This is a genomic window from Nocardiopsis potens DSM 45234, assembly GCF_000341105.1.
Taxonomy (GTDB): Bacteria; Actinomycetota; Actinomycetes; order Streptosporangiales; family Streptosporangiaceae; genus Nocardiopsis_A; species Nocardiopsis_A potens.
Genome location: NZ_ANBB01000062.1, coordinates 1 through 20,539, shown reverse-complemented (window position 1 = coordinate 20,539; position 20,539 = coordinate 1). Strand labels below are relative to the sequence as shown.

Below are 20,539 nucleotides of genomic sequence, written 5' to 3'. Positions count from 1 at the left end.
ATGATGGCGCCCTTCCCGCGCCGCCCGGCGCCGGGGGTGGGGGCGCCACCGGCGGTGTAGGGCTGGCACCACCCGGAGGGTGGGGAGCGCTGGCCAATACGGAAAGTAGCGAAAATCCGGCCAAATGCGGTGTATCGTTACGCTACGAGTTTTTTCGGGGCCGGTCGGAGCGGCCGGCCCGGAACCGCGAAGGGGTGGGACCGGTGATCGTCGTCGCGCACCGGGGGGCCTCGGGCCACGCGCCGGAGAACACCCTCGCCGCCCTGGCGCTCGCCCGGGGCCGGGGTGCGGACATGGCCGAGATCGACGTGCGCTCCACCTCCGACGGTGAACTCGTCGTCATGCACGACCCGACCCTGGTCCGCACCACCGACGCGGTCCGGCGGTTCCCCGCCCGGCGCCCCTGGCGGGTCCGCGACTTCACCCTGGAGGAGATCCGCCGGCTCGACGCCGGCTCCTGGTTCGGCCCCGACTACGCCGGGGAGCGGGTGCCCACCCTGGGCGAGGCGCTCGCCGTGCTGCGCGCCACCGGCATCGGCGCCCTGGTGGAGCTGAAGGCGGAGCGGCGCGACCCGGAGGCCGGCGCCCGCCTGGCCGCCGCGGTCCGGGACGACCGGTACTGGCTCGGCGCGGGCCGGAGCGGCCGGCTCATCCTGCAGAGCTTCGACTGGTCGGTGCTGCGGGTGCTCGCCGAGGAGGTCCCCGGCCTGCGCACCGCCGCGCTGGGGCGCCCCTACAGCCGGTACGGGCTGCGCCGCGTCGCGCGCTACGTGCAGCAGCTCCACCCGCACCACCTCAGGGTCACCGCCGCCTACGTGCGCCGCGTGCACGACCAGGGGATGCGGATGTTCGGCTGGACCGCCAACCACCCCAGCGCGATCAGGCGGCTGGTCCGGGACGGCGTCGACGGCATCATCACCGACTACCCGGACCGGGTGGCGGTGTACCGCGCCCTCGCCGCCTGAGCGGCCCGGCCCGGGCGGTGCTCTCGGCGCCGCGGTCCGGCCGGAGCCCTTCGGCGGGGCGGCCGCGACACCGCGACCACCGGGGCGTTCTCCCCGGTGGGAACCGGTTTCAGGCGGCGCTTCTCTGCATCGAGCGGGAATGCATGTGAGCAACTACGCCAATCTCCTGAATGGCGCGGGCTTCTGTCCTAGGATGCGTGCATGAGGAAGATGCACGTGCATATGGGTCGTGCGCGGAGCACCTCGACGGCAGGTGCCGAGCGTGTTCGGCAGGCTCCCGACAGAGGGGCCGTGAAACGACACGACTGCGAGGGGATCGCGGTGAGCGGACCGTCACTCGAAGGCGCGCCGAGCGGGCGGGCGGCGGCGGGGGCCCGGGCGGCGGGCGACGACGGGGAGGCCCTGCCACTCCCCGCGGCCCGCACCCCGGGGGGCGGGCGCGGGGCCTGGTGGACGTCGGCGCTGCGCGCCCCGGTCCCGGTCGACGGCGCACCGGTGCGCCGGATCGAGGACGTGCTCTTCGAGCTGCCCGCGGACCAGGGCGCCCCTGCGGCGGCCCGCCGGCTCGGCTCGGAGCTCCTCGGCGACTGGGGGCTGTCCGAGGCCGCCGGCGGCGTCGAACTGGTCCTCTCCGAGCTCGTCACCAATGCGCTGCGGCACGGGCTGCCGTCCGGGGCCGCGGTGAACGTGCTCTCCTACGGATATGGGAACGTTATCCGGGTTCGCCTGCTTCGTCGCGATGGCGAGGTCGTCTGCGCCGTGCACGACCCCGGCGAGCGGGTCCCGGCCCCCCGCGAGCCCGACCTCATGCTGGAGACCGGCCGCGGCCTGCACCTCGTGGACTGCTTTTCCCGCAGCTGGGGGGTGGTGCTCACGCCTCCGTGCGGCAAGTACGTCTGGGCTCTGTTCGGTTGACCGCCGCCGGGCGGACCGGCCTCCCGGTCCCGTCCGAGCGGAGCGGGCGGCCCCCGGCCGACGGTGGGGTGGGCCCCCTGCTCGCGGACGTGCCGCCTGAACGGCCGTCCGCGGCGGCGCTATCGTGGGTGGGTGCAGGACTGAGTTCCACCGCACCGGTGGCGGCCGCGACGGAGGGGTCGGCCGGAGCGTCCGACGAAGGGTGGGGAGGCAGCGGTCATGAGCGGCATCGCTCGTATCAAGAAGGGCGCCGGGCCCACCGTCCGCAGGATGCTGCTCGGTTCGGAGCTGCGCAAGTACCGCGAGAAGGCGGGCGTCTCCCGGGGCGAGGCGGGCCACCACATCCGCGGCTCGGAGTCCAAGATCAGCCGGATGGAGCTGGGCCGGGTCGGCTTCAAGTCCCGCGACGTCGAGGACCTGCTCCTGCTCTACAAGGTGGAGGACAAGGAGCTCATCCGGACGCTGGCGCAGATGGCCCGGGACACCAACAGGCCCGGCTGGTGGCAGCAGTACGGCGAGGCGCTGCCCAACTGGTTCCAGGTCTACGTCGGCCTGGAGGAGGCGGCCAGCAGGATCCGGGTCTACGAGGCGCAGTTCATCCACGGGCTGCTGCAGACCCAGGAGTACGCCGAGGCCGTGATCACCGGCGGCGTCGGCCTGCGGGACCAGGCCACCGAGGACCGGGTCCGGGTGCGCATGCAGCGCCAGGAGCGGCTCGACGACCCGGAGGTGAAGCTTTGGGCGATCCTCGACGAGGCCGCCGTCCGGCGCCCGGTGGGCGGGGCCGAGCTGATGCGCCGGCAGATGGAGCGCCTGGTCGAGCTCTGCGACCACCCCAACATCACCCTGCAGATCGTCCCGTTCAGCGCCGGTGCGCACGCGGCCGAGGCCGGGTCGTTCACCATCCTGCGCTACCCGGACTTCGAGCTGTCCGACATCATCTACCTGGAGCACCTCACCGGCTCGCTCTGCCTGGACAAGCGCCAGGAGGTCGACGCCTACACGATGGCGATGGAGAAGCTGAGCGTCATCGCCCGGCCTCCGGGGGAGACCAAGAACCTCCTCAAGGAGATGGTCGACGAGTTCTGAGCCGGCCGCAGCCGGTCCGGCCCGGAAAGCAGAACACCCCGCCCCGGTGTGCAGCGGGGCGGGGCGGTGTCCCCCCAATGGGCCCGTTCCCCCCGGCAGAGCCGATCCGCGCCCTCCGCGCCCCGGTCGGGGCGGCGGTCTATTCCGTGGAGCCGGTTCTCAGCTGAGCAGGTTGTCGAAGTCGCCGTCCTTGGCGCCCAGGATCAGGGCGTCGATCTCGGCCTGGGTGTAGACCAGGGCCGGGCCGGTGGGGAAACGGGAGTTGCGCATCGCGATCGAGCCGTCGGGGAGCTTGGCCATCTCCACGCAGGAACCGCGCGAATTGCTCCGCCGGCTCTTCTGCCAGGCGACGTTGTGCAGCTCGGACGCGGCGATGCCGTTGTAAGCGCTCATCTGGTGCGATCCTCCTTCTTCCGGTGGGTGCGGCTACCTCACGTGCTTATGCACGTGCATTAGCACCGTACTTTGATCAGGATAGCGCACGTGCATCCGGCGCGAGGGGTGCTTTCTCCAGAAGTAGGCGGCTTGTAAGTGCGTGCAGGAACGGGAGCGGGATTGCACGAAAAAGGGCCCCGCCGGGGTGGCGGGGCCCGTCGCCGGTGCGGCGGGGCGGGGGTCAGGAGCAGCCGAGGCCGCCGCGGAGCGACTCCAGGTTGCCGCGCATCACGGAGGGGTAGTCGTCGCCGGGGGACTCGTCGGTGATCCCCTCCAGCGGATCGAGCACCGCGGTCTCCGCGCCGGCCTCGTCGGCGATGGTCTCGGCCACCGCGGGGCTCACCAGGGTCTCGGTGAACACGGTCGTGACGTCGTGCTCCTCGACCAGGTCGGCGACCTCGGCGATGCGGGCCGGGGAGGGCTCGGACTCGGGGTCGATGCCGGAGACGCTGAGCTGCTCCAGGTCGTGGGCGGCGGCCAGGTAGCCGAACGCGGCGTGGTTGACCACCAGGGTGCGGCTGTCGCACCGGGCGAGGCCCTCGTCGTACTCGGCGCCGATCTCCTCCAGCTCGGTGCGGACCCGCTCGGCGTTGGCCCGGTACTCCTCGGCGCCGTCCGGGTCGACCTCGGCGAGCCGGTCGGCCAGGCCGTCGGCGGCCTCCGCCATCAGCCCGGTGTCCAGCCACATGTGCGGGTCGAGCTCGCCGTGGTCGTGCTCCTCCTCCTCGGCGGCGGGGCGGAGGTCGACCAGGTCGGCCACGTCCAGGGCGCCCTCGGCGCCGACCTGGCCGACCGCGTCGTCCACCGCCGGCTGCAGGCCGGAGACGTAGAAGACGACGTCGGCGTCGGCGACCTCGCCGGTCTGCCGGCCGGTCAGCTCCAGGTCGTGCGGCTCGGCGCCCGGCTCGGTCAGGTTGCTCACCGAGCCCGGGTCGCCGGAGACCTGCTCGGCGAGCCACTGCAGGGGGTAGACCCCGGTGACGATCGCCGGACCGCCCCCGCCCTGCCCCGAGCCCCCGTCCCCGGAGCCGCACCCGGCGGCGAGCAGCAGGCCCGCGGTGCAGGCCGCGGCGATCTTGACCGACTTCCCAGTTCTCATGCACCCATCATCGGGAAAATGAAAACGGTTGTCAATTTGTGCGGTTCGTCCGCATTCCCCGGAGCTCAGCTCACCTCGGCGAACCGCTCCACGTGCGAGGTCCGCCCGGCGACCACGATCACGTCGCCCTTCTGCGGAACTGTGTCCTCGGTGGCGTAGGTGAACTCCTCGCCGTGCCGCTTGATGCTGACCACGGTGATGCCGTACCGGGCCCGCACCCGGGTGTCGCCGAGGCGCTTGCCGATGAGCGAGTTGGGCGCCCGGGTCTTGCCCAGCGCGAAGCCCTCCTCGATCTCGACGTAGTCCAGCATCCGCCCGGAGAGCAGGTGCGCCACCCGCTCGCCCATGTCGTGCTCGGGCAGGACCACGTGGTGCGCGCCGACCTGCTGCAGAATGCGGCCGTGCCGGCGGCTGATCGCCTTCGCCCAGATGTGCGGGACGCCCATGTCCACCAGGAGCGAGGTGGCCAGGATGCTCTCCTCCAGGTGGGTGCCGATGGCGACCACCGCCCGGTTGAAGTCCTGCGCGTCGACCTGGCGCAGGGCCTCCTCGTCGGTGGCGTCGGCGACGACGGTGTGGGTGAGCGAGTCGGCGAAGGTCTGGACCAGGCGCGGGCTGGAGTCCATGCCCAGCACCTCCCAGCCGTGCGCGACCAGCTCCAGGGCGAGTGAGCTGCCGAACCGGCCCAGGCCGATGACCAGGACCCGCTTGTCGTCGGTTTTGCTGCGGGGCACCGGAGGACTCCTTATGGTTTCGGGCTCCGCGCGGTGGCGGAGCGCTGTTCTAACCGATGATGGGGCGGGAGACCGGGAAGTCGTAGCGCCGGGTCCGCTCCCGCAGGGCCAGCGCGGCGGCGAAGGTGACCGGGCCGACCCGGCCGGCCAGCATCAGCACGGTCAGCAGGACGTGCGCCCAGGCCGGGAGGTCGGCGGTGATCCCGGTGGACAGCCCCACCACGCCGCTGGCCGAGATGACCTCGAACATGACCGGGACCAGGTCGAAGGGGGTGGTGCTGAGCAGCAGCACGGTGGAGGCCACCACCACGGTCATGGAGAGGAAGAGCAGGCTCAGCGACTGGCGGATCACCTCCGGGGCGAGCTTCCGGCCGAACACGTGCACGTTGGGGTGGCCGCGGATCTCCGCCCAGACGACGAGGAAGATGACGGCCAGGGTGGCCACCTTGATGCCGCCGGCGGTCCCCGCGCTGCCGCCGCCGACGAACATCAGCATCATGATGACGAGCAGCGTCGCCTCGTTCATCGCGCCCACGTCGACCACGTTGAACCCGCCGCTGCGCGGCATCACGCCGTGGAAGGAGCCGTCCAGCACCCGCTGCCACCAGGGCATCCCGCCCAGGGTCGCGGGGTTGGTCCACTCCAGCAGGGTCACCGCCGCCGCCCCGCCGAAGTAGAGCAGCGCGGTGGTGACGAGGGTCAGCTTGGCGTGCAGGCTCCACCGGCGGTGGTGGTGCAGGTGCCGGCGGAGCTCCAGCAGCACGGGGAAGCCCAGGCCGCCGATGACGGAGGCGATCGCGACCGCGGGCAGCATCACCGGGTCGGCGGCGAACCGGACCAGGCTGTCCGGGTAGAGCGCCAGGCCGGCGTTGTTGAACGCCGAGATCGCGTGGAACACCGCGAGGTACAGCGCGTCCGGGAGCTCCTCGCCGTGCACCAGCCAGAGCCGCGGGGCGAGCAGCAGGGCGACGACCGCCTCGCAGGCCAGGCTGACCAGGATGATCCGGCGGACCAGGCCGCGCACGTCGCCCACCTGCATGATCCGGGTCTCGGTCTGCAGGGTGAGCCGCATCCGCAGGCCGAACCGGTGCAGCACCGCGACGCCGAGCAGCGAGGCCAGCGCCATGATGCCGATGCCGCCGACCTGGATCAGCACCAGCACCACGACCTGGCCGAACAGGGAGAGGTCGGCGCCCAGGTCGATCACGGCCAGCCCGCAGACCATGAGCGCCGAGGTCGAGGTGAACAGCGCGTCGGTGAAGCCGAGCCCGTGCCCCTCGGCGTGCGCGGCGGGCAGGGTCAGCAGGCCGGCGCCGATCAGGTCGACGATGATGATCAGCAGCAGGAAGACGCTGGCCGGCCGCCGCCACAGGCCGCGCGAGGGCGCGCTCTGCGGGGGGCGGCGCAGGCGCCGGGAGCCTCGGGTGAGGAGTCCGCGCAGGGCGGATGTTCGTCGTTGCATGTCCGCGTCGTCGTTCCGTCCTGGTCCTCGCCCCGCTGTCCGCCCGCGTTCGACGGAGGGGCGTCGAGAGCGGTTCCGCGCCACCATGAAACCGCGTGCCCGCCCGGGCCGCCACGGCTCCGGCGGCCGTGTCGGCCCGGGGGCGGGTCAGTCCGGGGTCCCGGTCCCCGGCTCGGGTTCGCGGACGGGCAGGCCGTGCTTGCGGTAGTGGGCGCTGCGGATGCCGAGCACGACCGCGGAGAGCGCGGTCGCCAGCAGCGAGGCGATGATCACCCCGGACTTGGCGTCCTCCACCATCTGCAGGTCGGTGAAGGAGAGCTCGGTGATCAGCAGCGAGACGGTGAAGCCGATCCCGGCCAGCAGCGCCATCCCGGCGATGTCGATCCAGTGCAGCGAGGGGCTCAGCTCCGCCGAGGTCAGCTTGGTGGTGAGCCAGGAGCCGCCGAAGATGCCGACCAGCTTGCCGACGACCAGGCCGAGGATGACGCCGACCGCCGCGCTGTCGGAGAGGATGGTGTCGAAGCCGGTGAACACCACGCCGGCCGACATCAGCGCGAACACCGGCAGCACCACGGCGTTGCTCCACGGGCGGATGGCGTGCTCCACCGCGTGGGACGGGCTCTGCGTCTCGCCGTCGAGCGGGACGGTCCGCATCAGCAGGCCCATCGCGACGCCCGCGATGGTGGCGTGCACCCCGCTGGCGTGCAGCAGCGTCCAGGTCGCCGCGGCCAGCGGGAGGTAGACCGCCCAGTTGGGCAGCGCGGAGGCGTTCAACCGGGCGGCGAGCCCGCGGCCGCGCTGCAGGTAGCCGAAGACGGCGAGCAGCGCGATCGCGCCGAGCAGCGGGGCGAACGACACGTGGTCGGTGTAGAAGACCGCGATGACCACGATCGCGCCCAGGTCGTCCACGATGGCCAGGGTGAGCAGGAAGGTGCGCAGCGCGGGCGGGAGGTAGCGGCCGATCACCGCGAGGATGGCGACGGCGAAGGCGATGTCGGTGGCCATCGGGATGCCCCAGCCGTGCAGGGCCTCCGGGCGGTGCAGGTTCACCAGGGTGTAGATGACGGCGGGCACCGCCATGCCGGCCAGCGCGGCGACGATCGGCAGCACCGCGCGCCGGGGGTTGCGCAGTTCGCCGTGGACGAACTCCTGCTTGAGCTCGTTGCCGACGACGAAGAAGAACACCGCCAGCAGCGCGTCGGAGGCCCAGGCCTGCACGGACAGCTCCAGGTGCAGGGCGGCCGGGCCGAAGGTGAACCCGCGCAGCGCCTCGTAGCCGGCGCCGGCCGGGGAGTTGGCCCACACCAGCGCGACCGCGGCCCCGGCGATCAGCAGGAATCCTGCGACGACGTCCTCGCGGAGCCAGTCCGCGAGGCCTCTCAGGCCGCGGCGTTCGATGGTCATGGAGCGCTCCCCCTGCACGGTCCGGTGGCGGTTCCGGTGCCGGGGCACCGGTGGCCGGGCACGCCGCGGCGCCCGACGGAACCCAGGGTCCCACGGTCCTCCGCGGGCCCGGCGGAGGCCGGGGCCGGAACCGCCGGATCCCGGTCCGGGGACCGCGGGATGCGAGCTCAGCCGCTGTTCAGCGGGTCCGAGGATACTCCCGGATCGGTGGGGTCGGACCATCGGACCTCCACCGCGCCGGCGGGAGCCCCCCACGCGCACGGCGACCGTGGCGCCGCGGCCCTGCCGGAGCGCTCCGGCAGGGCCGCGGCGCCGAGGCCACCATGCGGGGCGGGGCTCAGTGGTGCCGGGCGCCCTCGTGTTCGGCGTGGCCGGCCGGCTCCAGCTGGAGGGTGGAGTGCTCCACGTCGAAGTGGCCGTCCAGGCAGGCGTGCAGCCGGTCGAGCATCCGGCCGCTGTGCTCCAGGTGCCCCTCCTCGACGACGACGTGCGCGGAGAGCACCGGAACGCCCGAGGTGATGGTCCAGGCGTGCAGGTCGTGCACGTCGATGACGCCGGGTTCGCGCAGGATGTGCGTGCGCACCTCGTCCAGGTCCACCCCGCGCGGGGTGGCCTCCAGCAGGACGTGCACCGCTTCGCGGAGCAGTCCCCAGGCGCGCGGGACGATGATCGCCAGGATGATCAGCGAGACCGCGGTGTCCACCTGGGACCAGCCGGTGAGCCAGATGACGGCGCCGCCGATGATCACCCCGACCGAGGCCAGTGCGTCGCCGAGGACCTCCAGGTAGGCGCCGCGCACGTTGATGCTCTCCTGCTGGCCGGAGCGGAGGATGAGCAGCGCGACGATGTTGGCGGCCAGGCCGAAGGCGGCGACCGCGACCACCCAGGGGCCGGCCACGTGCCGCGGCTCGGTGAGCCGCTCGATCGCCTCGTAGGCGATGAACGCGCACAGCAGGAAGAGCAGGAGCGCGTTGGCCGCGGCGGCCAGCACCTCGGCGCGCTGCAGGCCGAAGGTGCGCTTCGGGTTCGGCGGCCGCCCGGCGATCCAGACCGCGAACAGCGCGAGCATCACGCCCGCGGAGTCGGTGACGGTGTGCCCGGCGTCGGCGAGCAGGGCCAGGCTGCCGGAGAACGCGGCACCGGTGACCTGGACGACCGCCACGGCCAGCATCAGGCCGAGGACGACGGCCAGTCTGCCGCGGTAGGCGGCGCCCGCCGTGGCCGGCGGGTGGCCGTGGCCATGTCCGACTCCCATGGAATCCTCCCGAGGAAACGACGTCGGCCGGCGCGGAACGGCACGAGAACAGTTCAGTCGTCACTGTTTATACAGCGAAGACTGTCTATAAAGCAAACAATGTACAATGGTTATCATGTTGACCTCGGAGCAGCGCCTGTCCGCCATCCAGCGCCTCGGGCGGGCGCTCGCCGACCCCACGCGGTGCCGGCTGCTGCTGGCCCTGCTGGACGGGCCGGGCCACCCGGCCAAGCTGGCGGACCAGTTGGGTCTTACCCGGCAGAATGTTTCGAATCACCTTGCCTGCCTGCGCGAATGCGGCCTGGTCAACGGCCGCCAGCAGGGCCGCCAGGTCAGCTACGAGCTGGTCGACGCCTCCCTCGCGCACGCGCTGGAGGACCTGCTCGGCGTGGTCTGGGGGGTCGCCCAGGAGCACGTGCCGCCGGGGGAGAGCACCCCGGTCGCGGCCGGCTGACCGGACCCCCGGTCCCGGCGGGCCCGGCCGCGCGGACCGGCGCACCGCGCCGCACCGGACCGCGCCGTGCCGCGGCGCCGCCCCCCGCCGAGCGGCCCTGGGCGGCCCCGTGCGGGCACCGCCCCGGACGCACCGCTGCTCCGCCGCGTTCCGCGGCGGCCGCTAGCGGCCGCCCTGACATTCCACTGACAGACCCCTGACAGCACCCTGAATTCGGGCCTACTCGTCTGCCCTCGCGGTGAGACGCGAAGTATCGTGTGTTTTGCGTGCCCGGTAACGACCCCGCGCCCCGTCTCTGCTCGCGGGGGGACCGACTTCGCGCCGCCCTCAGCGGCGGCGCCGACCGCAGCGCGATCCATTCCTTCGAGGAGTACGCCCCTGATGTCCACATCTGCCAAGAATCCCCTTGGCGACCACCCAGGCCACCGCCCGGCACCGGGCGCGACCCGGAGCGGAGGCGCGCGGTGAACCGGCTCGCCAAGATCTCCCTGGGCAACCGCGCGCTCATCCTGCTCATCACGCTGTCGGCGCTGGTCTTCGGCGTGATCGCGGCCGGATCGGCCAAGCGCGAGCTGATGCCCTCGATGGAGCTGCCGATGGTCATGGTCGGCGCCCAGTACCAGGGGGCGTCGCCGCAGGTCATCGAGGATGAGGTGACCGAGCCGCTGGAGCAGGCGGTCAAGGGCGTCGCCGGCATCACCTCCTACAGCTCCACCTCCTCCACCGGCAGCGCCCAGGTGGTCGCCGAGTTCGACTACGGCGACAGCACCGACGACGTGGTGCGCGACGTGCAGAAGGCGGTCGACCAGGCGCAGGCCGCGCTGCCCGACGACGTCGACCCCACCGTGCAGTCGTTCAGCATGGACGACATGCCGGTGGTGATGCTCGCCGCCGGCGCCGGTGACGGCGACGCCCAGGCGCTCGCCGAACCGCTGCGCGAGCAGGTCATCCCGGAGCTGGAATCGATCGACGGGGTGCGCGCCGCGCTGCTCACCGGCGTGGTGGACTCCAAGGTCACCATCACCCCGGACGAGGACGAGCTGGCCGACGCCGGGCTGACCTCCGCCGACCTCACCACCGCGCTGCAGTCCAGCGGCGTGATGTCGCCGGGCGGCGACATCACCGAGGACGGCCGCACCCTCACCGTGACCACCGGCGGCAAGCTGGAGTCGCTGGAGGACGTCGAGGACATCTGGCTGATGCCCGCCGGCGCCGCGGGCGCCCAGGGCGGCGCCGCGGGCGCGGCCGGCCTCCCGGGGGCGGCCCCGGCCGCACCGGAGCCGGTCCGGCTCTCCGAGGTCGCCGACGTCGAGCTGGTCCAGGACGAGAGCACCACCATCACCCGGACCGACGGCGACCCCAGCCTCGGCGTGATGATCACCAAGACGCCCGAGGGCAACACCGTCGAGATCTCCGAGGAGGTCCAGGAGAAGCTGGACGACCTCAAGCCGATGCTCGGCGAGGACGGCGACATCACCGTCGTGTTCGACCAGGCGCCCTACATCAACGACTCCATCGTCGCGATGCTGGAGGAGGGCGGGCTCGGCCTGATCGCCGCGGTCGCCGTCATCCTGGTCTTCCTGCTGTCGGTCCGCTCCACCCTGGTCTCCGCGGTCTCCATCCCGGTGTCCCTGCTGATCACCATGATCGGCATGCAGGTGTTCGACTACAGCCTGAACATCCTGACCCTGGGCGCGATCACGGTCTCCATCGGCCGGGTGGTCGACGACTCCATCGTGGTGCTGGAGAACATCAAGCGGCACCTCGGCTACGGCGAGGACAAGTTCACCGCGGTCTTCACCGGCGTCAAGGAGGTCTCCGTCGCGATCACCTCCTCCACGCTGACCACCATCGCGGTCTTCCTTCCGGTCGGCTTCGTCGGCGGCATGGTCGGCGAGCTGTTCCGGCCGTTCGCGGTCACCGTCAGCCTGGCGCTGGCCGTCTCGCTGCTGGTCTCGCTGACCATCATCCCGGTGCTGGCCTACTGGTTCATGAAGACCAGCCCGGTCCCGCCGGAGGAGGCCGAGCGGGTCCGCGCCGAGGAGAACCGGCGCGAGCTCAACGCGCCGCTCGCCCGCGCCTACATGCCGGTGATCCGCTGGGCGACCCGGCACCGCTTCCTCACCCTGGCCGCGTCGCTGGTGCTGCTCATCGGCACCGTCGGGATGGCGTTCAGCCCGCTGCTGAAGACCAACTTCCTCGGCGACCAGGGGCAGAACACCTACCAGGCCACCCAGGAGCTGCCGGTCGGCACCTCGGTGGAGGAGGCCGACGCCGAGGCGGCGAAGGTCGAGAAGAAGCTGGAAGGCCTCTCCTGGGTCGAGTCCTACCAGGCCTCGGTCGGCGGGGGCGACCCGATGGCGGCGATGATGGGCGGCGGCGCCGGCGCCACGCAGTACACCATCACCACCGACCCCGAGGGCGACCAGGAGGTCTACAAGGAGAAGCTGCGCCAGGCCTTCACCGAGATCGACACCGACTCCGAGGTGGCGCTGGCCGACGCCGGCGGCACCGCCGGGCTGGAGGTCGAGGTCACCGCGGACGACCCGGAGACCCTCAAGGAGGCCGCCGGCCAGGTCGAGGAGGCCGTCGCCGGCATTGACGGCGCCGCCGACGTGCAGAACAGCATCGCCGCCGAGATGCCCGCGCTGGAGGTGCGGGTCGACGGCGAGGCCGCCGCCGAGGAGGGCCTCACCGAGGGGCAGATCGGCCAGGCGGTCAGCGACGCCTTCCAGGGCGCGACGGTCGGCACCGCCACCGTCGAGAACCGGCAGCGGGACATGGTGGTCCGGGTGGAGGACCGCCCGGAGACCGTGGCCGAGCTGGAGGACCTGGAGATCGCCGCGCCGGCCGGCGGCACCGTCGAGCTGTCCGAGGTGGCCGACGTCGAAGAGGTCATGCAGGCGCCGGAGCTGCACCGCACCGGCGGCGTGACCAGCGCGACCGTGTCCGCCTCGCCGACCGCCGACGACCTCGGCAAGGTCAGCGCGGAGCTCACCCAGGCGCTGGACCGGCTGGACCTGCCGGAGGGCGCGAGCGCCGAGATCGGCGGCGTCAGCGCCGACCAGACCGAGGCCTTCGGGCAGCTCGGGCTGGCCATGCTGGCCGCGGTGGTCATCGTCTACCTGATCATGGTGGCCACCTTCAAGAGCCTGATCCAGCCGTTCATCCTGCTGGTGTCGATCCCGTTCGCGGCCACCGGCTCGCTCGGCCTGCTGATGCTCACCGGCCAGCCGCTGGGCCTGCCGGCGATGATCGGCCTGCTGATGCTGATCGGCGTCGTGGTCACCAACGCCATCGTCCTGATCGACCTGGTCAACCAGTACCGGGCGCAGGGGATGGAGCTGCGCGAGGCGGTCGTGGAGGGCTCGCGGCACCGGCTGCGCCCGATCCTGATGACCGCGCTGGCCACCATGGGCGCGCTGACCCCGATGGCGCTGGGCATCACCGGCGGCGGGGCGTTCGTCTCGCAGCCGCTGGCGCTGGTGGTCATCGGCGGCCTGTTCACCTCGACGCTGCTCACGCTGATCCTGGTGCCGGTGCTCTACACCATGGCGGAGGGCCGCAAGGAGCGCCGCGCCAAGCGGCGCGCCGCCAAGCGGGAGGCCGCGCTGGCCGACGCCCGCCGGGAGCACGCCGGCAGGCACGCCAAGGACGAGGAGCGCGGGGAGCGCGAGGAGTCGCCGGCCGAGGTCGACTGAGTCCGCCCCCGCCCCGGTGAACGGGGCGGGGATCACTTCCCACCCGGTGCCGCGCGGGTTTTCCCGCGCGGCACCGCTGTGCGCTGGGGAAGCGCCGCCAATGACCGCAGAAAGCACCTCTGAGCACGCGATATGCCCGCCGCGCCGATTTGTGATCCGGTGCCGCGGAAGGCAAGCTGCACTTTATGGATGGCAAGGAGAGGGACCTGGACGACCTGGTCCGAGAGGAACTCGGCGAGGAACCGTCGCAGGAGGCCAAGGACTACGCGCGCCTGCTGTACGAGAAGTACCGGCTGCCGGCGCCCGCACCGGAGAGCGGCGGAGCCGAGGACGCCGACGGCGTGAAGGAGGGCGAATAGCGGACCCCGCAGGACGGTACCGGAGGCAGGGGGCCTGCCCGGCCCCGGTACCCCCGTGTTGATCTTGGACTTATCGACCGGTCGAGGAGCGCTCGCCTGTACAGGTCCGCGGACCGGGACCGGTCGATAAGTCCAAGATCAACACAGAGGCGGGAGCGGGCGGAGGGGAGCGGGCGCGCCGCCCCTCAGGGGAGCGGTTCCGGGCCCTCGTCGGCCGGGTCCCAGGCGAGCTCGAACCAGACCATGCGGCCGAGCCCGTCGGAGCGGTCGTCGGAGCCCCAGGCCGAGGCGAGCGCCTCGACCAGGTCGAGGCCGCGCCCGTGTTCGGTGATGTCGCAGGGGTCGTTGTGCTGGGCGCGGGGCTGCTCGGAGCCGCCGAGGTCGCGCACCTCCACCCGGGCCCGGCCGGGCCCGCGGTAGACGGTCACCTCGAACTTCCCGCCGGGCGAGCCGGAGGCGCTGTGGGTGACGGCGTTGGTGGCGAGCTCGCTGGTGAGCAGGGTCGCCGTGGTCAGTTCGGGCGAGGCGGCGAGCAGCCGCTCGACGAATCGCCGTGCGTGCTTGACCTGGTGGGCGAGACCGGGGAATCTCCGTCTGGTCGGTGCCCCCAGGACATCGGGCGGGAGGGTGTGCTCTGTCATGGTCTTCGCCGGACGATCGGTGGACGGGTGGATCGTTGCCCGGACACGGGGCGCAGCGCGAGCGGTTCCTCGCCGGGCGGCGTCCGATGCCGGGCGCGGGTCACGGCGCGAGGGGATCGGCCGAGGACCGCTCGATCATGGGGGACGGTGTGGACTTGTCGGTGCGGGCCGCCGGTGGGGAAGGGCGGTCCCGAATCGTGAGAGACGCGAATCCACGGACAGAATACGCTCGCTGACCTCCGGTGAATCCGGCGGGGTCGGGTAGGTGCGGTGGAACCGCGCCGACGTGCGGTTTCTCCGCATCGGGGGAGGTGCGGCGGGGCGGGGCCGCCGCCGCACCGGGAGGGGTGGCCGGGAGCGGTGCCCTCCCAAGCCGGGAGGGGGCGCCGTCCGATCGTCGGGAGCGGCGCCGCCCGTACACCGGGGCGGACGCCGCCCCCGAACAAGGGCCGCTCGCCCCCCTGGTGTCGAGTGGGGACATCCGTTACTTTGCGGTGGAACGCCACTACGCTGTGCGGACAGTGTGATCGAGAAGATGGTCGCAGGGGAAACGCGTGCCAGGGAGTTGGCGGCGCGTTCACCGCGGGTTAACTCTCGGGAGCGCCGTGTTCGCCATGGTCGTGACGGCCCGGGGCGGCCGCTCCGGCGGCGGACCCGGGTGACGATCCCCGCGCAAAACAGGAGGACATCGGTGCCCGGATCCGCGCCCCACCGCCGCAGCCTTCCACTGGCCGGCCCCGTCGGCGGAGGAAGAACGGCGGCCACCTGCCGCTTCCGCTGCGGCTACGCCTGCTTCCACGACGCCCCCAACACCAGTGACAACCCCTACTTCGGCGACGTGTTCAGCCGAATGGTCTCCCGCCGGGCCGCGCTGCGCACCGGTGCGGTCGGCGCCGGCGCCGCCGCCCTGGGGCTGGGCGCGCTCGGCGCCCCGGCCGCGGCCGCCGCGGCCCCGGCCAAGGGCGGCAAGGGGAAGGGCAACCCGCGGCTGAAGTTCGACAGCCTGCCGCCGAGCACCTCCGACGACGTCAGGGTGCCCAAGGGGTACGAGCACAACGTCGTCATCCGGTGGGGCGACCCGGTGCTCCCCGGCGCCCCGGAGTTCGACTTCGAGAACCAGACCGCCGAGGCGCAGGAGAAGCAGTTCGGCTACAACTGCGACTACGTGGCCTTCCGCGAGCTCTCCCGGGACCGCGGCCTGCTCTGGGTCAACCACGAGTACACCAACGAGAACCTGATGTTCGCCGGCTACACCGACGGCGCCGACATCGACCCGGAGCTGATCAAGGTCTCGATGGCCGCGCACGGCGGCTCGATCGTGGAGATCGTCCGGGAGCACAAGGGCGGCTGGCGGCCGTCCAAGGGGAAGCGCCGGTTCAACCGCCGGATCACCGCCACCACCCCGATGCGGATCGCCGGTCCGGCCGCGGGCGACGCGCTGGTGCGCACCGAGGCCGACCCGGAGGGCACCGAGGTGCTCGGCATGCTGAACAACTGCGCCGGCGGGATGACCCCCTGGGGCACCATCCTCACCTGCGAGGAGAACTTCAACCAGTACTTCGTCGGCGGCGAGGGCGCCCCGGAGGAGGCCAAGGCCGCGCTGAAGCGGTACGGCATCGCCGTCTCGGGCGACACCCGCGAGGGCAACCGCCGCTTCGACCGGGTCGACGAGCGCTTCGACCTGTCCAAGCACCCCACCGAGGCGAACCGGTTCGGCTGGGTGGTCGAGATCGACCCGACCGACCCCGAGTACAAGCCGCGCAAGCGCACCATGCTCGGCCGGATCAAGCACGAGGGCGCCAACACCCGGCTCACCGAGGACGGCAGGGTCGCCGTCTACATGGGCGACGACGAGCGCTTCGACTACATCTACAAGTTCGTCAGCAAGAACCGGTACCGGAAGGGCTCCCGCCGGCACAACGACACCCTGCTCGACTCGGGGACGCTGTACGTCGGCCGGCTGACCGGCAACAGCCCCGCCGAGGAGTTCGACGGCTCCGGGAAGCTCCCCTCCGACGGCGCCTTCGACGGGGTCGGCGAGTGGATCCCGCTCTGCACCGAGGAGGAGAGCTACGTCGACGGGATGACCGTCGCGGAGGTCCTGGTGCACACCCGCATCGCGGGGGACAAGGCCGGCGCCACCAAGATGGACCGGCCCGAGGACTTCGAGCCCAACCCGGTCACCGGCAAGGTGTACTGCGCGCTGACCAACAACAGCGCCCGCGAGCCCGGCCAGGCCGACGAGCCCAACCCGCGCGGCCCCAACAAGTACGGCCACATCCTGGAGATCACCGAGGCCGGCAACGACGCCGGCGCCACCGAGTTCACCTGGGACGTCCCGGTGGTCTGCGGCGACCCCTCCGACCCGAGCACCTACTTCGCCGGCTACGACAAGTCGAAGGTCGCGCCGATCTCGGCGCCGGACAACCTCACCTTCGACCGGCAGGGCAACCTGTGGATCTCCACCGACGGCCAGCCCGGCGCGCTGGGGATCAACGACGGGCTGCACGCGGTGCCGATGCACGGCAAGTACAAGGGCGAGCTGAAGACCTTCGCCACCGTCCCGGTGCAGGCCGAGTGCTGCGGCCCGTTCATCACCGAGGACAACAGGACGCTCTTCATCGCCCCGCAGCACCCGGGCGAGGACGGCTCGGTGGAGGAGCCCACCAGCACCTGGCCGGACCGGGGCGGGTTCCCCCGGCCCTCGGTCGTCTCCATCTGGCACGAGAAGGGCCGGCACATCGGCAGCTGACCTGCGGGAGCCGATCCGCGTGAGCCGACTCGCGGGAGCCGACCCGCGCGGCGCGGGAGGGCCCGCACTCCCGCGCCCGTCGGGCGCCGCCCCGCGGGGCGCCGCCCCGCCGGGCCCGAGGGCGTGCGCTCCGAGGCGCGCCGCACCGCACCGGGCCCCGTCGCATCGGGCCCCGTCGTCCCCCCCGCCCGCCCCGGAGCCCCCGGGACGGAAGTGGGATGATGGGGCCCATGGTGCGAGAATCCGACATTCCGCGGCTGGACGTCCCGAGCGCCGGGGTCCACCGCGCCGACCCCGAACGCTACGACGGGCGGATGCCCTACCGCCGCACCGGGCGCAGCGGCCTGGACCTCCCGGCGGTCTCGCTCGGGCTGTGGCACAACTTCGGCGACGACCGCGCCCTGTCGACCCAGCGCGCCGTGCTGCGCCGCGCCTTCGACCTCGGGGTGACCCACTTCGACCTGGCCAACAACTACGGCCCGCCGCCCGGCTCGGCCGAGCTCAACTTCGGCCGGATCCTGCGCGAGGACTTCCGGGCCTACCGGGACGAGCTGATCATCTCGACCAAGGCCGGGTACCAGATGTGGCCGGGCCCCTACGGCAGCGGCGGCGGCTCCCGCAAGTACCTCCTGGCCAGCCTGGACCAGTCGCTGGGCCGGATGGGCCTGGACCACGTGGACATCTTCTACAGCCACCGCTACGACCCGGACACCCCGCTGGAAGAGACCATGGGCGCGCTGGACGCCGCGGTCCGCTCGGGCAAGGCGCTGTACGCGGGGATCTCCTCCTACTCCCCGGAGCGCACGGCCGAGGCCGCCGCGATCATGCGCGGCCTGGGCACCCCGCTCCTGATCCACCAGCCGTCCTACTCGATGGTGAACCGGTGGATCGAGGACACCGGGCTGCTCGACACGCTGGAGCGGGAGGGAATGGGCTGCATCGCCTTCTCCCCGCTGGCCCAGGGCATGCTCACCGGCAAGTACCTCGGCGGCGTCCCGGAGGGCTCCCGGGCCAGCCTGGGCAAGTCGCTCAACCCGGACTGGCTCGACGAGGAGGGCCTGGCGGTCATCCGGTCGCTCAACGACATCGCGGCGGCCCGCGGCCAGACCCTGGCCCAGCTGGCCCTGCAGTGGGCGCTGCGCGACCCCCGGGTGACCTCGGTCCTCATCGGTGCCAGCAGCGTCGCCCAGCTGGAGGACAGCCTCGGCGCGGTACGCGGCCCCGAGCTCACCGCCGACGAACTCTCCGAGATCGACGCACACGCCAAGGAACTCGGCGTCAACATCTGGAAACGCTCCAGCGACGGCTGATCCGGACCCGCGCGGCCGGTCCGGCGGTGTCGGCCCGGTGGCGTCGGCCCGGGGGCCGTCAGGGCTGCGGCGGCGGGGTGCTTCGGCGGTCCGCTCCCGGGGCCGGCCCGGTCCCGGTCGGCGGAGCGCCGCCCGCTCCGGGTCAGTGCACTCGGGAGCGGGCGGAGGAGAGTACCGGCAGCAGCGGGACCGGGGTGCGCGAGGTGTACGCGCCCGTCCAGACGCCGGCCGCGTACGCGCCGTCGGCGGCCAGGCAGAGCGCGGTCCAGGTGAGCGGGTCCAGCTCCGGGCGGCGGTCGGCCCACTCGGCCAGCGGCGGGGCGAGCGCCGCCACCGCCAGCAGGACCGCCGCCCGGCGGGAGGCCAGCGCGGCGGGGACCGCGGCCGGCCACCACGTCCGGGCCACCGACGCGGCCAGCCACCGGGCCGCGCCGAGCGTGCCCAGGCCGACCAGGCGGGCCGCCTCGGCCGCCGGGACCGCAGGGCCCGCCCGTCCCGTCTTATGAACCAGCAGCGCGGTCGCGGCGGCGAGCAGCGCGGCGGCGCCGGCCGGGCGCCCGGCCGCGGCCAGCGCGACGGCCGCCCCGCTCCACGGCGACACCACCGCCGGCGCCACCCGAGCGCCGTGCCGCAGCGCGAGCGGCCCGGCCGAGGTGCCGTAGTCGAACCGGCGCCGGAGCAGCGGACCGAGCCGGGTCCGGTGCGCGTGCCGGACCGCCGCGGCCGGGTCGTAGCGCACCGCCCACCCGGCGTCGGCCAGCCGCCACACCAGGTCCACGTCCTCGCCCACCGGCATGCCCGGGTCGAAGCCGCCCGGGCAGGCCGACCGGCGCACCGCGAGCGCGGCGGACGGTACGTAGGGGACGGGGCCTCCGGGGGCGGCCCGGGCCGGGGACGGGCCCATGTCCAGCGGCGACCGTGCGGCCTCGAACCGGGCGAGCACGCCGCCGGACCGGTCCCGGGCGGGGAGGATCCGCGGGGCGGCCGCGCCGACCCGGGGGTCGGCGAAGTGTCCGAGCAGCCGCCCCAGCCAGCCGGGCTCCGGGACGCAGTCGGAGTCGAGGAAGGCGACGAACGGGCTCCGGCAGGCGGCCAGCCCGGTGTTGCGCGCGGCCGCCGGTCCGCCGCAGGCCTCCCGGCGGACCAGCCGGGCGCCGTGCTCGGCCGCGACCCGGGCGGTGCCCGCGCGGTCGGCGGAGGCGTCGTCCACGACCAGCACGCCGACCCCGGGCAGGTCGGCCCGGACCGCGGCGAGCAGCAGGGCCAGCGCCCGGGTCCGGTCCCGGACCGGGACGACGACGCAGACCTCTCCGGGCGGCGGCGCGGCGGGATCCGGGACCGGGTGCGCCAGCCCTCCGTCGACCAGCCGGCGGGCCAGCGCCCGCTCCGCCGCGCCGGCAGGTGCCGTACCGGCCCGCCACCGGCCGACCGCCCGCACCCCGGCGGCGGAGAGCCGCACCACCCGGACCGGCGCCCCGCCGATCAGCATCCGTCTGCCCAGTGCGGTCCGCACCCCGGCGTCCAGCAGTACCCGCATCCCCTCCGGCAGCGGCCCGCCGGCGGGCGCGGCCGCCACTCGCCCGCCCCGGCCGTGTCCTCCCCGCACCACGGCGCGCTCCTCCCACTCGGCTCTGTGCGCCCACCCTTCCCGATCAAGGAGGACCACGGGAGGCCCACGAGGCCCTGAGAGGAGGCGGCCTCCAGAGCACGGCAATGACAGAGGCAGAGACGGGGCGGAGGTGGCCGTCCGGGCGCGGCGCCTCGCGGGGTGGCGGTTCAGACGGGCGGCGACGGCGCAGGTGGGGGCGGGGCGGAGGCGGTTGCCCGGGCGCGGCGTCTCACGGGGCGGGGGTTCAAGCGGGCGGCGAAGGCGGGGAGGGGCACCGGCCGGTCGGTCGGGTGCGGCGCCTCGCGGAGCGAAGGTTCAAGCAGGCGGCGACGGCAGCGGTAGGGCCGGGGCGCGG

General features: G+C 73.2%; 16 protein-coding genes. 8 read left to right on the top strand and 8 right to left on the bottom strand.

Translation table 11 applies throughout. The features are described 5' to 3' along the window. Positions 1 to 203 precede the first annotated feature (203 nt). From D459_RS0124530 to D459_RS0124520, 3 genes are all read left to right on the top strand, one after another. On the top strand, positions 204 to 965 hold the full coding sequence (locus D459_RS0124530) for a glycerophosphodiester phosphodiesterase (protein ID WP_017595649.1): 762 nt from the start codon (positions 204 to 206) through the stop codon (positions 963 to 965). Between the two features lie 321 nt (positions 966 to 1,286). Continuing rightward, a complete protein-coding gene (locus D459_RS0124525) occupies positions 1,287 to 1,880 on the top strand; it encodes an ATP-binding protein (protein ID WP_017595648.1) in 594 nt (197 codons plus the stop codon). Between the two features lie 219 nt (positions 1,881 to 2,099). After that, positions 2,100 to 2,969, top strand: coding sequence for a helix-turn-helix domain-containing protein (locus D459_RS0124520; protein ID WP_017595647.1), 870 nt, complete (start codon positions 2,100 to 2,102; stop codon positions 2,967 to 2,969). 159 nt (positions 2,970 to 3,128) lie between these two features. Here the strand turns inward: D459_RS0124520 and D459_RS0124515 are convergent, their stop codons facing one another. From D459_RS0124515 to D459_RS0124490, 6 genes are all read right to left on the bottom strand, one after another. Beyond that, entirely contained in the window at positions 3,129 to 3,362 is a 234-nt protein-coding gene (locus D459_RS0124515) for a DUF397 domain-containing protein (protein WP_017595646.1), read from the bottom strand. Between the two features lie 223 nt (positions 3,363 to 3,585). Then, positions 3,586 to 4,503, bottom strand: a complete 918-nt coding sequence (locus D459_RS0124510; RefSeq protein WP_017595645.1) for a metal ABC transporter substrate-binding protein — start codon at positions 4,501 to 4,503, stop codon at positions 3,586 to 3,588. 65 nt (positions 4,504 to 4,568) lie between these two features. Further along, positions 4,569 to 5,237, bottom strand: a complete 669-nt coding sequence (locus tag D459_RS0124505; RefSeq protein WP_017595644.1) for a potassium channel family protein — start codon at positions 5,235 to 5,237, stop codon at positions 4,569 to 4,571. A gap of 49 nt (positions 5,238 to 5,286) precedes the next feature. Then, on the bottom strand, positions 5,287 to 6,699 hold the full coding sequence (locus D459_RS0124500; protein ID WP_017595643.1) for a TrkH family potassium uptake protein: 1,413 nt from the start codon (positions 6,697 to 6,699) through the stop codon (positions 5,287 to 5,289). A gap of 147 nt (positions 6,700 to 6,846) precedes the next feature. After that, positions 6,847 to 8,103: a Na+/H+ antiporter NhaA gene (nhaA, locus tag D459_RS0124495; protein WP_017595642.1), complete on the bottom strand. Its 1,257-nt coding sequence runs from the start codon at positions 8,101 to 8,103 to the stop codon at positions 6,847 to 6,849. A gap of 337 nt (positions 8,104 to 8,440) precedes the next feature. After that, positions 8,441 to 9,358, bottom strand: coding sequence for a cation diffusion facilitator family transporter (locus tag D459_RS0124490; protein WP_017595641.1), 918 nt, complete (start codon positions 9,356 to 9,358; stop codon positions 8,441 to 8,443). A 106-nt stretch (positions 9,359 to 9,464) separates the two neighbouring features. Between D459_RS0124490 and cmtR the strand changes: the two genes are divergently transcribed. The 3 genes from cmtR to D459_RS36255 all read left to right on the top strand — a co-directional run bounded on the left by cmtR (position 9,465) and on the right by D459_RS36255 (position 13,872). Then, the gene (cmtR, locus tag D459_RS0124485) at positions 9,465 to 9,812 is read left to right on the top strand and encodes a Cd(II)/Pb(II)-sensing metalloregulatory transcriptional regulator CmtR (RefSeq protein ID WP_017595640.1); all 348 of its coding nucleotides are present in this window, start codon (positions 9,465 to 9,467) and stop codon (positions 9,810 to 9,812) included. Between the two features lie 464 nt (positions 9,813 to 10,276). Next, complete coding sequence (locus D459_RS0124480; RefSeq protein ID WP_017595639.1) at positions 10,277 to 13,513, top strand: efflux RND transporter permease subunit; 3,237 nt, start codon at positions 10,277 to 10,279, stop codon at positions 13,511 to 13,513. A 185-nt stretch (positions 13,514 to 13,698) separates the two neighbouring features. Then, positions 13,699 to 13,872 (top strand): hypothetical protein, encoded by a 174-nt coding sequence (locus tag D459_RS36255; RefSeq protein WP_017595638.1) that lies wholly within the window; start codon positions 13,699 to 13,701, stop codon positions 13,870 to 13,872. Between the two features lie 185 nt (positions 13,873 to 14,057). On the opposite strand, the gene D459_RS32670 is transcribed toward D459_RS36255, so the two are convergent. Further along, entirely contained in the window at positions 14,058 to 14,513 is a 456-nt protein-coding gene (locus D459_RS32670; RefSeq protein ID WP_017595637.1) for an ATP-binding protein, read from the bottom strand. 691 nt (positions 14,514 to 15,204) lie between these two features. On the opposite strand from D459_RS32670, the gene D459_RS0124465 reads away from it, so the two are divergent. Next, positions 15,205 to 17,265 (top strand): PhoX family protein, encoded by a 2,061-nt coding sequence (locus D459_RS0124465; RefSeq protein WP_017595636.1) that lies wholly within the window; start codon positions 15,205 to 15,207, stop codon positions 17,263 to 17,265. A gap of 230 nt (positions 17,266 to 17,495) precedes the next feature. After that, positions 17,496 to 18,575, top strand: coding sequence for an L-glyceraldehyde 3-phosphate reductase (gene mgrA / locus D459_RS0124460; RefSeq protein WP_017595635.1), 1,080 nt, complete (start codon positions 17,496 to 17,498; stop codon positions 18,573 to 18,575). A gap of 142 nt (positions 18,576 to 18,717) precedes the next feature. On the opposite strand, the gene mftF is transcribed toward mgrA, so the two are convergent. Further along, on the bottom strand, positions 18,718 to 20,184 hold the full coding sequence (gene mftF / locus D459_RS0124455) for a mycofactocin biosynthesis glycosyltransferase MftF (protein ID WP_026120729.1): 1,467 nt from the start codon (positions 20,182 to 20,184) through the stop codon (positions 18,718 to 18,720). Positions 20,185 to 20,539: the final 355 nt, after the last annotated feature.